Origin of the sequence: Ancylomarina subtilis (assembly GCF_004217115.1) — a bacterium.
GTDB classification, from domain to species: domain Bacteria; phylum Bacteroidota; class Bacteroidia; order Bacteroidales; family Marinifilaceae; genus Ancylomarina; species Ancylomarina subtilis.
Genome location: NZ_SHKN01000001.1, coordinates 1,087,925 through 1,102,727, shown reverse-complemented (window position 1 = coordinate 1,102,727; position 14,803 = coordinate 1,087,925). Strand labels below are relative to the sequence as shown.

14 protein-coding genes are annotated in these 14,803 nt (G+C 38.8%); 12 read left to right on the top strand and 2 right to left on the bottom strand.

Annotation, left to right across the window (positions count from 1 at the left end; translation table 11 throughout):
- The first annotated feature begins 193 nt into the window (after nucleotides 1–193).
- Entirely contained in the window at nucleotides 194–397 is a 204-nt protein-coding gene (locus EV201_RS04560; RefSeq protein WP_130306207.1) for a hypothetical protein, read from the top strand.
- A gap of 197 nt (nucleotides 398–594) precedes the next feature.
- On the opposite strand, the gene EV201_RS04555 is transcribed toward EV201_RS04560, so the two are convergent.
- The gene (locus EV201_RS04555) at nucleotides 595–840 is read right to left on the bottom strand and encodes a hypothetical protein (protein WP_130306206.1); all 246 of its coding nucleotides are present in this window, start codon (nucleotides 838–840) and stop codon (nucleotides 595–597) included.
- A gap of 114 nt (nucleotides 841–954) precedes the next feature.
- On the opposite strand from EV201_RS04555, the gene EV201_RS04550 reads away from it, so the two are divergent.
- Both EV201_RS04550 and EV201_RS04545 read left to right on the top strand, forming a co-directional pair.
- Nucleotides 955–1,815, top strand: a complete 861-nt coding sequence (locus EV201_RS04550) for a YkgJ family cysteine cluster protein (RefSeq protein WP_130306205.1) — start codon at nucleotides 955–957, stop codon at nucleotides 1,813–1,815.
- Between the two features lie 398 nt (nucleotides 1,816–2,213).
- On the top strand, nucleotides 2,214–3,737 hold the full coding sequence (locus EV201_RS04545; RefSeq protein WP_130306204.1) for a PAS domain-containing sensor histidine kinase: 1,524 nt from the start codon (nucleotides 2,214–2,216) through the stop codon (nucleotides 3,735–3,737).
- Nucleotides 3,738–3,796: 59 nt separating this feature from the next.
- Here the strand turns inward: EV201_RS04545 and EV201_RS04540 are convergent, their stop codons facing one another.
- Nucleotides 3,797–4,531 carry a hypothetical protein gene (locus EV201_RS04540; RefSeq protein ID WP_130306203.1) on the bottom strand — a complete coding sequence of 245 codons (735 nt, stop codon included), beginning with the start codon at nucleotides 4,529–4,531 and terminating at the stop codon, nucleotides 3,797–3,799.
- A 528-nt stretch (nucleotides 4,532–5,059) separates the two neighbouring features.
- On the opposite strand from EV201_RS04540, the gene EV201_RS04535 reads away from it, so the two are divergent.
- The 9 genes from EV201_RS04535 to EV201_RS04495 all read left to right on the top strand — a co-directional run bounded on the left by EV201_RS04535 (nucleotide 5,060) and on the right by EV201_RS04495 (nucleotide 14,564).
- On the top strand, nucleotides 5,060–5,947 hold the full coding sequence (locus EV201_RS04535) for a LysR family transcriptional regulator (protein ID WP_130306202.1): 888 nt from the start codon (nucleotides 5,060–5,062) through the stop codon (nucleotides 5,945–5,947).
- 77 nt (nucleotides 5,948–6,024) lie between these two features.
- Complete coding sequence (locus EV201_RS04530; protein WP_242610453.1) at nucleotides 6,025–6,954, top strand: YeiH family protein; 930 nt, start codon at nucleotides 6,025–6,027, stop codon at nucleotides 6,952–6,954.
- Nucleotides 6,955–6,959: 5 nt separating this feature from the next.
- Nucleotides 6,960–7,676, top strand: a complete 717-nt coding sequence (locus tag EV201_RS04525) for a sulfite exporter TauE/SafE family protein (RefSeq protein ID WP_130306200.1) — start codon at nucleotides 6,960–6,962, stop codon at nucleotides 7,674–7,676.
- Nucleotides 7,677–7,744: 68 nt separating this feature from the next.
- Nucleotides 7,745–8,398 carry an HD domain-containing protein gene (locus EV201_RS04520; RefSeq protein WP_130306199.1) on the top strand — a complete coding sequence of 218 codons (654 nt, stop codon included), beginning with the start codon at nucleotides 7,745–7,747 and terminating at the stop codon, nucleotides 8,396–8,398.
- A 66-nt stretch (nucleotides 8,399–8,464) separates the two neighbouring features.
- Nucleotides 8,465–9,001 (top strand): GNAT family N-acetyltransferase, encoded by a 537-nt coding sequence (locus EV201_RS04515; RefSeq protein WP_207224380.1) that lies wholly within the window; start codon nucleotides 8,465–8,467, stop codon nucleotides 8,999–9,001.
- Between the two features lie 104 nt (nucleotides 9,002–9,105).
- Nucleotides 9,106–9,603: a CIA30 family protein gene (locus EV201_RS04510; RefSeq protein WP_207224379.1), complete on the top strand. Its 498-nt coding sequence runs from the start codon at nucleotides 9,106–9,108 to the stop codon at nucleotides 9,601–9,603.
- A gap of 160 nt (nucleotides 9,604–9,763) precedes the next feature.
- On the top strand, nucleotides 9,764–12,163 hold the full coding sequence (locus EV201_RS04505) for an ABC transporter substrate binding protein (protein WP_130306197.1): 2,400 nt from the start codon (nucleotides 9,764–9,766) through the stop codon (nucleotides 12,161–12,163).
- Nucleotides 12,164–12,283: 120 nt separating this feature from the next.
- Nucleotides 12,284–13,729: a sigma-54-dependent transcriptional regulator gene (locus EV201_RS04500; RefSeq protein ID WP_130306196.1), complete on the top strand. Its 1,446-nt coding sequence runs from the start codon at nucleotides 12,284–12,286 to the stop codon at nucleotides 13,727–13,729.
- Between the two features lie 319 nt (nucleotides 13,730–14,048).
- Entirely contained in the window at nucleotides 14,049–14,564 is a 516-nt protein-coding gene (locus tag EV201_RS04495) for a hypothetical protein (protein ID WP_130306195.1), read from the top strand.
- Nucleotides 14,565–14,803: the final 239 nt, after the last annotated feature.

The following is a 14,803-nucleotide window of genomic DNA, read 5'->3' as shown; positions in this document are numbered from 1 at the left end:
GTTTACTTGCTACGTTGCGTGAGACTCCCTTCGGTCGGTTGACAGGAAAGAAGCCCCGGCTGCTGTGCGATTAGCTCCACTTCGTTTCGGTTCTATCGTCTTGCTTTTGTTTAGAAATAAATCCACACGATAGAATCGTGCGGTAGCGGGGGTAGTTGGATTAACAATAGACACACTAACAAAACATTAAAATATGAAAGATAAAATAGGTTTCAATGTCATTTTTGCCCTAATGGCATTCACATTAGGTTTGGCATTGATTAGAGAATTTGATTTTGAAAATTTTGTATTTAGAAAGCAAGTATTAGGTTTTCTTTACCTGACAGTATTTATTATTAGTACATTTCTAACATTTAAGAAAAAAAGAAAGAAACTGAAAAATAAAAACTGTCACTAACAACTAAGCGTTCGTGTGGCGGGAACCGCCCCGGCTGCTGCGCGATTAGCTCCACTTCGTTTCAGTTTTATTGCCTTCCTTTTGTTTGGAAATAAACCCACACGATACAATCGTGCGGTAGCGGGGGTAGTGCCACCTAATTGGCGACTATTTTGTTTTATATGGCAAAATCAAAACAGATCAATAGTCTCTGTCGTTCATCGGGCATAAAAAACCGGCAATCCGATTATCATGACCACATCATCTGCAATGATGAGGAATATCAACGTATCAGGGCCTATATTATCAATAAGCCTCGAAATTGGAAGACCGATAAATTCAAAGGATAAAACCCATCGGATGCATACACGATTGGCCCAAATCACATAGGGGGCGAATGCTTGTAAAGATTTTAGTCCATTCAGCCAATTTGTGCGAATTTCGTGAGAAACAATAAATGTCATTTTATGGAATTTGATAGCTTTGTGCTTTCAAATCATGTTTGAACAATTTGGCAATCGATAATGAGCTGAGTTGTTGGATGTATCACCTGTCATATCAAGAATGAAGCCATAATAATGCAAACACACACACTGAATCTTCAAGATATATTGCCCTTAAGCTGTTCGCGAACGGGTTATTGCTGCTTTGGAAAAATTATTTACATTAATCCGTGGGAGCTGCTCAGTCTTGCCAACGAGAAGAAAATTACGGCAAGGGAATTCCGCGATCGTTATAGCGATTTTGGAGGAATTCGTTTGCGCTTCGATGGCAAAACAGGTTTCAATAATCAACGGGCTTGTGCTCAATATGTCGATAATTTTGGATGTAGTGTTCATGGGGGGCGTCCACTCGCTTGTCGCTTGTATCCACTGGGTAGGCAGGTACAAAGCGATGACGTTCAATATATGTACCAGGGAGACGAATTTCCTTGTTTGGAAGCATGCTCGGGAGTATTGGAATTAGCTCAGTTTCGTGTCGATGAATACCTTAAAGGGCAGCTGACCGATAAGTTCGAAAAGGCTCAGGATGGCTATTTGGAACTGATGCAAAATATAGCAGATATAGCCTTTGAATTATTTCTTGATACGGGTTTGGCAGAATCGGGAGATAGGAAAACATTGGCCCTGTGGAGAAAGATGGGGAATGAACCCCCGGAAGTATTGGCAGAGAGGATAGGACCTGAGTGGGTCGATTGTTTGATGATACCAGATATCTCGGATGATGATCCGCTTGCATTTGTTGCAAAGCATAATGACTTGATTCTATTAAAAGCACAAGAACAATTTGGAGCCTTGCAAACAATTCAGGAAGTCCACGAAGCTTCTGTATTAATCATGGGCGTTGCATTACATTTGGCTCGTGGCTTGGGTGCAAATCCCAAAGAGCTTGCTGAACTCTGGATAGATACGGCAAAGAGGCATGGTGGTCAGGAATAATATGACCTGTTATGGGGATTAGATGATTTGAGCGTAAGCTGTCAGCCTGCCGTGAGGCGTGATTCTATACTATCAACAATGAGCAAACCAGGATCAGACTGACTTGATTCTTTTATTCGCGAAACAAATTTTCAAAATGTGCTCATGAGCCCTTCGGTGTTGTCTGCTTTTTGGAATCTCTTTTTTTATAAATGAAAATATGTCAGTGTATTATGATGGTGTTGAATGATATATGTGTTAAATTTATGTTGTGTTTGAATCTGATTCGTTTATCATTTTTCTATTCATAGCTAATATTTGTCAGTAGATTTTTATCGAATAGATGGATGTCAGCTTGCATGAGTAGGCAATGAAACATTCACAAAGCTTGACCCTTATCTGGTTAAATAACAATAGATATGAACGTGTCAAAACTCATAAATATAGACTACAGACGATTAATTGATATCATTCCTTTGGGGGTGGTGTATCGTTCGAGTGACGGGTATATTTTGTCTGCGAATTCAATTGCAGAGAAAATTATGGGCATGACAACGGAAAATATGAAGGAGTTCAAGTCGCTTAAATCCAGATGGAAACCAATAAAAGAAGACGGAAGTGATTTTTGTGAGGATGAATACCCGGTCTTAGTTGCTCTTAAAACAGGAAAGCCGGTACACGACATCACTATGGGGATTTATAATTCTATTGAAGATAAACACTATTGGATTAATGTTAATTCGATTCCTGAATTCAGGGACGGAGAAAAGATCCCTTATCAGGTTTGTTCATTTTTTAGTGATATTACCGAACAAATTCGTGTTAAAGAGGCTTTGAAGACAAGCGAAGAGCGATATAGAGGCTTGTCTGAAGCGGCTTTTGAAGCCATATTTATTTCGGAGAAGGGCGTTTGTATTGAGCAAAATTCTGCTGCTGAGAAAATGTTTGGCTACAAATTAGAGGATGCACTTGGACGAATGGGCACTGAGTGGATTGTGGATGAAGATCGGCAATTGGTTATGGATAAGATGATTTCCGGATGTGAAGAACCCTATGAAGTGACTGCCTTAAGAAAGGATGGATCGACCTTTCCTGCTGAGATACAGGGCAAGATGATGCATTATAAAGGCAAGTCTGTTCGGGTAACTGCCCTAAGGGATATTTCCGTCAGGGATACGCTTTTGAAGGACTTAATTTCGTCAAAATTAAAGGCAGAAGAAAGTGATCATCTGAAATCGGTATTTCTGACTACGATGAATCATGAATTTCGCACCCCTTTGAACCATATACTCGGTTTTAGCGATATCATACACGAATCGACCCATGATAATGAACTGAAGGACTTCGCCAAAATGATTAACCAGAGTGGTTATAATCTTCTTGAAATTATTGAAAACATCTTTATGTTGGCTCAGGCAGAACAAGGTGAAGTTGGCATCATGAATCGACCGTTTAAGATTGAGAACCTTTATCACAATTTAATGTCAAGTCTGCAAACGATATTAAATAATTCGGGCAAAAGCACACAGGTAAATTTAGATTTTACTCCTGATAAACACCTACTAAAGTATTGGATAAGCTCCGATAAGCGTAAGATTGTTGAGGTGATGCTGAATCTCTTTAAAAATGCGGTGAAATTTACTGAACAGGGCTCTATTGAGTTTGGATTTTATAAATCGAATGAAAAGGAGATCACTTTTTTTGTTAGGGATACAGGGATTGGAATTGCTGAAGATAAACAGGTTTTGATATTCGACTTTTTTAGACAGGTTGATGATGCTTATACAAGAAAATACAGTGGGGTAGGAGTTGGATTAGCGATTTCTAAGAAAATTGCTGAAGCGATGAATGGTCGAATTTCAGTTCAATCAGACTTGGGAAAAGGAGCTTTGTTTGAGTTTTGTTTTCCCGTTGAATTCTCTTCATCGAATAGCAGGAATTAAGACATTTTTGAAATCAGATTGTTCGGTGATTCATTCAATTTTTTTTATCTAAATAAAACTTAATCCAACTTTGCTTTCCGGGTTCGTTTTCTCAGTTTAAACAGTCGATCGGCGTAGTAGGCTTTGAGTTCCTCGGCAAAGTGCATGGGATTTTCGTAATCTTTAAGCACCCTGTAGGTTTGCCTGTTTTTGGCCAGAGCCAGTTTCTTTTCGAGGGCTTCCTTTTCCTGTTGCAAATAGAGATCTTCAATAGAAGAATAAGAGCGTTCACTGTTTAAATCCTCAGCTTGTAATAGGGCATTCCCCGAAAAAATATGAGAATGGAAGGCCTGGAGTTCTCTTAAACTGCCCGATCTGTAAATATCAATCAGTTTACTGGTGATTTCAGTGGCTAAATCGATCTTATCTTCATTCATCGAAAATTTATCGGGATGTACATGCAGCATGGCTTCGCGGTAGAGGCGTTTTTTCTCTTTGTCTGTTTCCTTTGTTTCAGGTTTTGCGTGTTCCGTTCTGTTTTTTTTAATTGCAGGTTCGGGTTCTTTATAATTCTTGCCTCGTTTTTTTTGTTCCAGGCGTTTTTCTTTTTTTGCTTTCTGCATTCGCCTGTAAAGATCACTGAGTTCTTGTTCCTCAATAATCAGATCGATGAGGATGGCACGAAGCCTGGCTTCAAAGGCTAATGTTTCTTGTTCAACCCGCATCAATTCCTCACTTAAAGCCTGAATTTGTGCTTTAAGTTTGACTTGCTCCTGTAGCGTATGTTGACGATCGGGGTAATTCTGCTTGTTCATGAATCTTGTTGTAAGGCTGCAAAGTTGAGCAAAATAAATCGAGATACGAATTGATTTAAGGAAACATTAGCGTCCTAAATGTTTTTTATTCATGTGCGTTGTTTTATTGCTAGCAATACCTTTATACTAATGATAATATTAGGGGAGGATTTTTGTGAGTCTCAAGAGGTGGCATCTTTTTTAAATATTTTTCGTTTTACGAAAGCTTTAGAAAGACCGGGAAGTTGAGAACTTTGTTCGAAAATCACCCGGCCGCACTTAAGCTTGAGGCAAATAAGGAATATATTTAAAAAGCAGCCTTGATTTTTTTTGCTTCGTTTTTTGGATCAAGCCAAAAAATGAAGTTTGGTCTATTCGCAAAGCTCATGATCTCGCAAAAGATCAGTTGGGGCGAAGCGCCAATTAATAGGACATTATTGTTACGGAAATTAACAATCATGGCTTTTGTTTTGTCGAAGGTATCGATTGATTCAACAGATTTTAATAAGTTTGGACCAGCATATGCTTAAACTTTGATGTGAGAAAATTATGGATTATAGAGATGAGGTTTTTTTATCGGTTGCAGAGAATCTGAGTTTCTCGAAGGCTGCAGAAGATTTGTTTATAAGCCAACCCGCTGTAACCAAGCATATCAAAGAGTTGGAAGCCAAATTGAATATGGCCCTGTTCGAACGAAGAGGGAATAAGGTTTATCTCACCAAAGCGGGCAAGCTCACCTATAACTATTTAAACAGGATTAAGCAGGAATACCGGGAAATGGAATTTGAGCTGGGACGCCTGAATGATACCTTTAAGGGCACATTGCGGATAGGAGCCAGTTCAACCATATCGCAATATATCATACCTAAAGTGATTGCTGCCTTTCACAAACGCTATCCCAAAATTGAGCTCTATTTATTAAACGGCAATTCGTTTGAGATGGAGCAAAAACTGTTTGATAACGAGATCGATTTGGCCCTGGTTGAAAATGCGTCTTCTCAGGCCAGTATTAAATATATCGATTTTCTCGACGATGAACTTGTTATTGTAACAGCGAGTAACAGTGTGTATGCCAAAAAGAAAAGCCTTTCAGCCGACGATCTTCAAACACTGCCTATTGTTTTGAGAGAGAAGGGATCCGGGACACTCGAAGTGATTCAGAAAGCATTGTCAAAATACAGCATTCCCATAGATAAACTCAATATTTTAATTCATCTGGGAAGTACCGAAGCCATTAAGAATTTTTTGTGCGATTTCGATGGCATTGCCCTTGTTTCAGAAAAGTCGATTGAAAAAGAATTGAGACTGAAAGAAATCACAAAACTTACTTTAAATAGCATTCGTTTGACTAGAAAGTTCAGAATCGCACTTCTGCGTGGCCATGAGGTTTCATCGACTAAATTATTTATTGAATTCCTTTCTGCATATAACTTCTAGTTATTAGCCATAAGAATTAAGTATTTGCTTTGGTTATAGCTTGGGCGTAAGTTTGTCTTAAAATAATGAAGACAAACATGAAATTAAATCAAAGACACACCAGTACGCTCTACGGGATCATTCTTTTTCTCTGTTTCCTGCCATTTATCTCGCCAGCCATAGCTTTGGCCTTGGGGATCATGCTTTCGTTTCTGGGTTTAAAATATGAGAATGCGGCCAAGTACACGGCTTTTTCTCTACAAGCTTCAATTGTGTTAATGGGTTTTGGTATGAATCTGACTCAAGTGATAAACACATCAAAGGTTGGTTTTGTGGATACAGCCATCTCGGTTGTATTTGTGATGACTTGTGGTTTATTATTGGGAAAATTTCTTAAGATTGATTCAAAAATCAGTCTTTTGATATCTGCCGGCACAGCAATTTGCGGGGGGAGTGCTATTGCCGCTGTTGCTCCGGTGATTCGGGCTAAGAATGCTCAGATTTCATTTGCTTTGGTTGTGGTCTTTATTCTCAATGCCATTGCTTTGCTCATATTTCCGGGCATTGGGCACTATTTTCATTTAAGTCAGGAAACCTTTGGTTATTGGGCAGCTATTGCAATTCACGATACCAGTTCGGTGGTTGGTGCCGGAGCCACTTATGGTGCCAAGGCTCTTGAAATAGCGACAACCGTAAAATTAATAAGAGCCTTATGGATTATACCTTTATCATTAGTGGTTGCTTTTTCACAAAAGGATAAGACGGCCGGAAAAATAAAGTTTCCCTGGTTTATAGGTCTGTTTATAATGAGTATACTGCTTGCCTATTGGCTGCCTGGTTTTGCAAAAACCTTTTCTCATCTGCACTGGTTAGGTCAACGGGGGATGGTTGTTGCCCTATTCTTAATAGGTGCCAATATTTCTTTTTCTGAAGCCAAAAAAGCGGGATACAAAAGTTTTGTTCTGGGAATTTTACTATGGTTACTAATAGGATTGGGTTCGTTTATCATGTTAACATCTAAATTCTGAATGCGATGCTTTATTTTTGGATTATACTGATTGTATCAGTGGCAAGTTTGGTTAAGGGGATTACGGGTTTTGGTTTTGCTTTGGTGGCTTTACCTCCTCTGATGATTTGGTATTCGCCCAAAGAGTTAATTCCGGTATTGATTCTTTGCAATCTGTTTTCCTCCCTTGTTATTGTTTTGCAAAAGAAAGATAGAAAACTTGTGAACCAAGAGTTTCAAATTCTGATTGTGTATGGGGCATTATTTACGATTGTGGGTGTATTATTACTCAAGCATATTTCGGAGCACACCCTTATTATTGTGATGAGTGTTTTCTTTATCTTATTGTCGATACTGACTTTGTTAGGTGTTAAATATACCCTTAAATTATCTCGTTTATCGTATAAGCTAATGGGCGCATTCCTAGGTTTCTTAACGGGAAGTATATCCGTTAGCGGACCGCCGCTTGCTCTCTTTCTTCATTCTGCAAATGTTGATAACCAGGAATTCCGCGAAATCTTTTCATGGTTTAGTATTGTAACGGCATGTATTGCTCTGGTGGGTTATTATTTTGTGGGACTCTTAAGCATGACAACCTTTAAAATGACGCTCTTATTTATTCCCATACTCTATCTGGGTTCATTTTTAGGGAAAAGATTGAATCATCGCATTTCACCCGTTTTGTTTAAAAACATGAGCGTGATTATTACGCTGCTTTCAAGTTTGTTTTTGATACTAAAATAGGCTGATAAGCTGCTGAAATCATAACTTTCTATTTACATTTAGGGCTTCATAAATAGTTGTACAAAGAAATGAATCAAGAACAGATTATAGAGCGGACCGTCGATTTTGTTAAAGCCGTATTGGCTGATGCCGAGGGAGGACATGATTGGTGGCACATTTACAGGGTATGGAAATCAGCTAAACAAATTGCACAATCAGAGGAAGTCGATTGGTTTGTTGTTGAGCTGGGAGCCTTGCTTCACGATATTGCCGATTCGAAGTTTCATGGCGGGGATGAATCCGTCGGTCCTCAAAAGGCACGTGCTTTTTTAGAGTCTTTAAATGTGGATGAAGCTGTGATTGTTCACGTTGAGAATATTATTTCGAACATCTCATTCAAAGGGGGGAATCAGATTCAGCACTTCAAGTCAGCTGAGTTGGACGTCATTCAGGATGCCGATCGTTTGGATGCTATGGGAGCCATTGGTATTGCACGAACCTTTAATTATGGCGGTCATAAAAACAGAGAGATTTACAATCCTGATATCGAGCCAAATTTGAATATGAGCAAGGAGGCGTATAAGAATTCTGTTGCGCCAACATTGAATCATTTCTATGAAAAACTGCTTTTGTTAAAGGATAGAATGAACACCAAAGCGGGGAGAAAGATGGCTGAAAAACGTCATGCCTTTATGGAAACCTATTTGGAACAGTTTTATCAGGAGTGGGAAGGTGTTTTGTAAAGTTCTGCAAGTTAGATGAAACCGTTTTTAACAGACCCTAATTTTAGCCAGTCAGATGATTGATGTATGATGGAGAAGATCAGATTAACAGACATAAGTCAGCTCTGGTTTGACAATGCCTGGGCATTGTATAAGGATGCTTTCCCTATGGATGAGAGACGTTTGCTTAAACGACAAGCTTCCATAATGTCTCATCCCAATTATCATTTTGAAGTGATTTTAGAGGATGATTGTTTTCTGGGTTTACTTTTTTGGTGGGAATTTGATGATTTACGCTATATCGAACATTTTGCGACGCTTCCAGGTCATAGGGGAAAGGGGTATGGTAAAGATATTCTGAATGCATTCAAGCAAAGGGATACGAGACCTGTTGTTTTGGAAGTCGAACGTCCTGATGATGAGCTTAAACAAAGGCGAATTCAATTTTACGAACGCATTGGTTTCGTTTTAAACGATCAGTATTATGAGCAGCCTGCCTATCGGGAAGGAGGGCAACCCTTACATCTGCTGTTGATGTCATATCCTTTGGGGATTTCAGATGCGGATGTGGCCCATTTCATTAAGGATTATCACCCGATTATTTATGTACTTAAGTCGGATTGAAAGTGAGGCTTACTGATGGTCTTGTTCTATTCTATACATCTGTTTTTTTGATTGAAAAGGGTTAACTTAAGAAGATGAAAGTCTTATCTCTTATAATTTGTATCATGATTGTGAATAATTTGATTCTTTTTGATTTTAACAAAGATACCACACTTGCCAACTGGCAAGTTGTAAACGATGGGGTAATGGGAGGGGACTCCGAAGCTCAATTTGGAATTAACTCAGAGGGGCATGCTGTTTTTTCAGGAGAGGTTTCTCTCGAAAACAATGGCGGTTTTACCTCTGTGCGTTATCGTTTTACACCAATAGATGTCAGAAGCCATCAAAAAGTAGTCCTGCGAATCAAGGGAGATGGTAAGACCTATCAATTCAGACTTAAATCAAGTTTGAGTGATGTTCATTCCTATGTCAAACTTTTCACAACAACAGGTGAGTGGCAAAGTATCGAAATTAATTTTGCTGATATGCATCCCCGCTTTCGGGGGAGAGTATTAAATCGCCCGAATTACCCGGGAGAAAGCCTGTGTGAAATTGCTTTCCTGATTGCCAATAAAAAGGCAGAAACCTTTAGCCTGGAGATAGATGAAATTAGTTTAAACTGATAGCCTTCTTCCCGTTGTTTATTGTCTGTTTGCTTGCATGTGTGTAATCATTTTAGCCGTAATCTGTATTATTTTTAAAAGAATCATAAATTTGAAGAGAATTACATTGGCAAAATTCTTATTTTAGACTTCTTAATTCCCCAATTCTAAAATTTTACTTATGAAGTTGATACGCTACATTGCTTTAGCTTGCTTTTTATTTATATCTCTTCAATCGTTTTCATCTCTTAGAAAAAAGATATTGGTGCTGCATTCTTACCACCAGGGTTTGCGGTGGACCGATAATGTCAATTCGGGAATTAAGACCGTTTTGGATTCTTTGGGCAATCAGTTTGAATTGGATTACGAATATCTGGATACCAAACGAAACCCTTCCCTCGAATACCTTAATAAGATCACTGAACTGTATGATCTGAAACTTTTAAAGGAAAAATACGATGCGATTATTGTTTCAGATAATAATGCTTTATCCTTTGTCAAAGATCATCGGGAAAAATATTTTCAAAACACGCCCATCATCTTTTGTGGAATCAATCATTTTGCAGATGAGATGATTGCCGGGATGAAAAACATTACCGGTATTGCTGAAGATTTGGATTTGGAAGGGACTGTCGATCTGGTTTTAAGCACACGACCCAATACGAAGCATCTTTTTGTGATCAACGATGATAAAACAACCACTGCTAAGTTGAATAAACTTTTGATGCGTGATCTTGAAGGGAAATATAAGGGTAGACTGAATTTTATTTATCACGAGGATGAAAGTTTAAACGAGCTGGTTGATAAGGTTGATAAAGTACAGGGGGATACCTCAATTTTGCTGTTGACTTTCAACAAAGACAAAAATGGAAAGTTTATTAGTTTTCAGGATAATTTAGATCTGATAGTCCCTCATAGCAAAGTGCCTGTATACATTGCATGGGCTTTCTTTATTTCAGATGGGGTTTTTGGGGGAAAGGTGGTCAGTGGTAAATTGCATGGGCAAATGGCGGCCCAAATGGTTGTCAGTATCATTGAGGGGACTCCTGTTGATTCTATCCCGATTTATCGAAAACCACTTGATGAATATGTGGTGAATTATAAAGAACTCAAGCGATTTGGAATAAACGAAGCGATACTTCCTTCAGAGACACATATCCTTAATAAACCTCAATCTTTTTACAGTGATAATAAGGAATGGATTCAGATTGTTTTGGGGATTCTCCTTATTGCAACAGCCATAATTTTGGTTCTGTCACAAGCGATCTTACGAAGAATTAAGGCAGAAAAAGCCTTGTTGAGAGAGCAGGGCCGATTGAAGATATCAGTCATGCACGAGCGTTTAATGGCTAAAATTGGACGTTTATTAAATGCGTCCGAGGATTTTAAAAACGTTTTGGATGATGTTTTGAAATTGATGACGGATGAAATGAATGTCGCTCGTGTCAGTCTTTATTCTTTTAACGACTCATCAGATGCCGCTGTGAAAATCAAGAGTCGGGTTTTAACCAAAGGCGATCGTATTAAGGATGTTGATCGGTTTTATTTTTCTGAAATAGAACATGCAATTAAGCGTGTGAAGATGAATCTGAGTGTTGTTTCAACGGATTTATCAAATTTAAATGAAAAGGAACAGGCTTATTACAGAAAAAGAAACATCAAAGCCGTAGTGCTTTTACCGGTTGTGGTTGGGAATGAAGTTTTGGGTTTGATGGGTTTCTCACAGAATGAGGTTCACAAATGGACCCGTGACGAAATTGGTGTTTTCTTTTCGACGGTGAACATGATAGCAAATGCCTGGGAGCGCAATTCACTGATGAATGCCAGACTTGAGGCTGAGCAGAAGAATGTTGAAGCCATGCGAATGTTGGAGGAGTCGTCTCTTCTGGCTTCAGTTGGGGTCTTGTCTGCAGGAATTACCCATGAAATCAATCAACCCCTGAATGCCATTAAAATATCGGCAGACAGTGTCCTGTATTGGCAGAAGAGAAATCCGGGTCAGTTACCTGAGATGTTTGTTCGGAAAATCAACACAATTTCGGAAGAAACCTCACGAATTGATGCAATTATCAAGCACATGCGAACGTTTTATGACAAACCCAATGTGGTTGAGGAAAATACCATCGATATGGTTGAGGGGGTTAAAAGAGCCTTGTCTCTGGTAAAACGTCAGGTTTGTGATCACAGTATCGAATTGGTTGATGAATTGCCCCAAAGTTCCATTTTGGTTAATGCCAATTATGTGCAGTTTGAACAAGTTGTTGTGAATTTAATCGTGAATGCCATTCAATCTTTGGATCAGGTTCAGAAGAAGGATAAAAAAATCAGACTTGTTGTCCTTCAGGATGATACCCATGGGGTATTGGAGGTGCATGATAACGGGACAGGTATCGATCATGCAATTCGTGAGAAAATATACGATCCCTTATTTACGACCAAAGAATCCGGGAAGGGGAGTGGTCTGGGAATGGCAATAGTCAAATTGTTTATCGATCGGTTTCAAGCAGAGATATCCGATTACAATAATGAAGATGGAGGGGCTAGTTTTATTTTAAGATTTAAATTGCTGAATCGAAAATAGATTGGTTTTTTCGAGCTTGAATCTGTTGGGCGCAAGTAAACTTGTATATTTGCTTACAGCTAGCCTTTATCTTGAAATTAGTCGGATAATAGTGTAAAAATGACATGAAATAATAGCCATATGAATATTCTTATTGTTGATGATGATAAATCCAGTGGATCTGCTGTTGCAGAATTTATTGACGAGCAGCTGGGTTACAAAACAAAACTTTGCCACAATGGGGAAGAGGCTTTGCTTGCTTTAAAAGAGGATAATTTCCAGATGGTTATATCTGATATGAGAATGCCTGGTATTTCCGGTTTGGATCTTCTGAAAAGAATTAAACAACTCCCCAATGGCTCGGCAATCGAAGTGGTGATTATGACGGGGTTTGGTGATCTGGAAACCTCGATTGAGGCTTTGCGTAGCAATGCTTACGATTACCTGCTTAAGCCTGTTAATGTTGAGGAATTAGCCATCCTTATTGAGCGGGTTGTTGAGAGCATTCAATTAAAAGCAGAAAAATCGGATTTAAATAAGCAGGCCAACACGGATCTTTCGAATGTGAAAAGTGAAGAAGGAGAACGCGTGAAATATTACGAAACCACAATTCGCGATATCACCAGTGTTGGTAAAGTGGGGGTCTTTTCTGATGCCATGCGTAGTGTGGTGAAGATGGCGGAACAGTTTCATGAGGACAGAACAGTTCCTGTTTTGATTGAAGGAGAAACAGGTACAGGGAAAGAAGTTATGGCGCGTTTGGTTCATTTCGGACAGGAAAGCGATATTCTTCAGCCTTTTATTTCGATCAATTGTTCAGCCATATCGCCAACACTGTTCGAAAGTGAACTGTTTGGATACGAAACGGGGGCCTTTACCGGCGCACGGAAAGAAGGAAAGCTCGGTAAACTGGAATTGGCACAAGGCGGAACTCTGTTTTTGGATGAGATAGGAGAGATGCCTTTGGATATGCAGCCCAAATTGTTGCGTGTCTTACAGCAAAAGGAGATGTATCGTGTGGGAGGCAACAAGGCCATAAGTTTGGATGTAAGGGTGATATTTGCCACCAATAGAAATCTGAAACAGATGGTGGCTGAAAAAACATTCCGAAGTGATCTTTATTATCGCTTAAATACAGGCAGACTTTATATTCCGCCCTTAAGAGAACGCAAAGAGGCCATTTTATCCTTTTCGCAAGTCTTCTTGGATCAGTATTCAAAAAAACGTGGGCGTCGCTTCCGTTTCATCAGTAAGGATGCAAAAAAGATGTTACAGGAATACGATTGGCCTGGAAATATCAGAGAGCTTAAGAATTCTATAGAGAGAGCAACGCTGCTTTATAACGATCTGGAACTAAAACCAGAACATTTGCGCTTTTTGCATGCTGATGATAATGACTTTGAGAGTTTAGAACATGTTTTGGTTCCCGGAAGAATTGTTTTACCTGATAACGAATTGGATATTGAGCAGTTGGAGTTGGAAATCGTTCGGAAAGCCTTGAAGAAGTTTGATAACAACAAATCTAAAACGGCTGATTATTTATGCATTACCAGAAGTGCACTTCGTAGCAGGATGAATAAGCTTTAGATCATTTTATGTACCTTTAATATTCTCATCGAAGAACACGATCAACCTATTTATATAAAAGCCAATCCGATATGTTTAAGTACATGTGGGGTTGGCTTTTATTGTGTGCAATTTGGAACACCTGTTCATTTTCGAAAGGGGATTTGTTGGGCTGTGCAGAATTGAACATTGGGATTTTCTACTTTACGACAGCTCCATGTTTTGTAAGTGTCAGGTAATTAGACTGTAGTGATTTGCTATGTTCATTAGAGCTTTCAATTAGATCTTTGGCATTTCTTTTGCCTCCTCATAAGCGAAGTCTTACTTAAATTTAACGGATATGGATGTCAGTACGAATACACAATTGAAAAAAAATGTTTGCGGTAATCAAAATGGAAGTCTTTTGGATTTATTTCTGCTAAACTCAAAAAGCTTAGGCCATGATTCCTTAAAAGTTGATCGTAACTTGTTTCTTGAAGCGGCAAGCAAACCCAATGTTGAGTTTGAATTTATTCGGTTAAAAAGTTTTGAGCTCAATAAAGCATCTTTAAACAGAGGGGATTCTAAGAATGCGATCCTGGAGGCTGATTTTGGTATTGCTGATTCCGGGAAATTGCTTGTCGATACAGAAGATTCCGATGTTTTAATAAACTTGCTTCTGGCTGAATCCTTGCATATCATTCTTCCGTCCAGTAAAATTCTTTATTCTATGACAGAACACGAACTTGTGAATGGAAGGCCAGCCGTAGAACTGTTTCGGGGTATTGCCAGCCATACTGCCACATCCTATAATAATGAACTGTGTTTCTCTTCAAATAAGCTTCAAACCATCGTTTATATCATTGAAGATCTTTAAGGGTTTTAAACAAGGATGTGTTTCAAAAAACCTCTCTATAGAGAGGTTTTTTTTATTCTGCAAATTGATTGTGGATACTCAGATGATTCCATTTCGATTTCCATTTTTAATAGAGAGAACCCTTATTTGTCGATTTCGGGTTAATGATTTTAAGTTCTCTTCTGAGGTTTTAAACCCCACCTATTTCCTGTTCAAAATTAGCCAACTGTTCAGAATGGCACAGTGCGTATTTTGTTAGT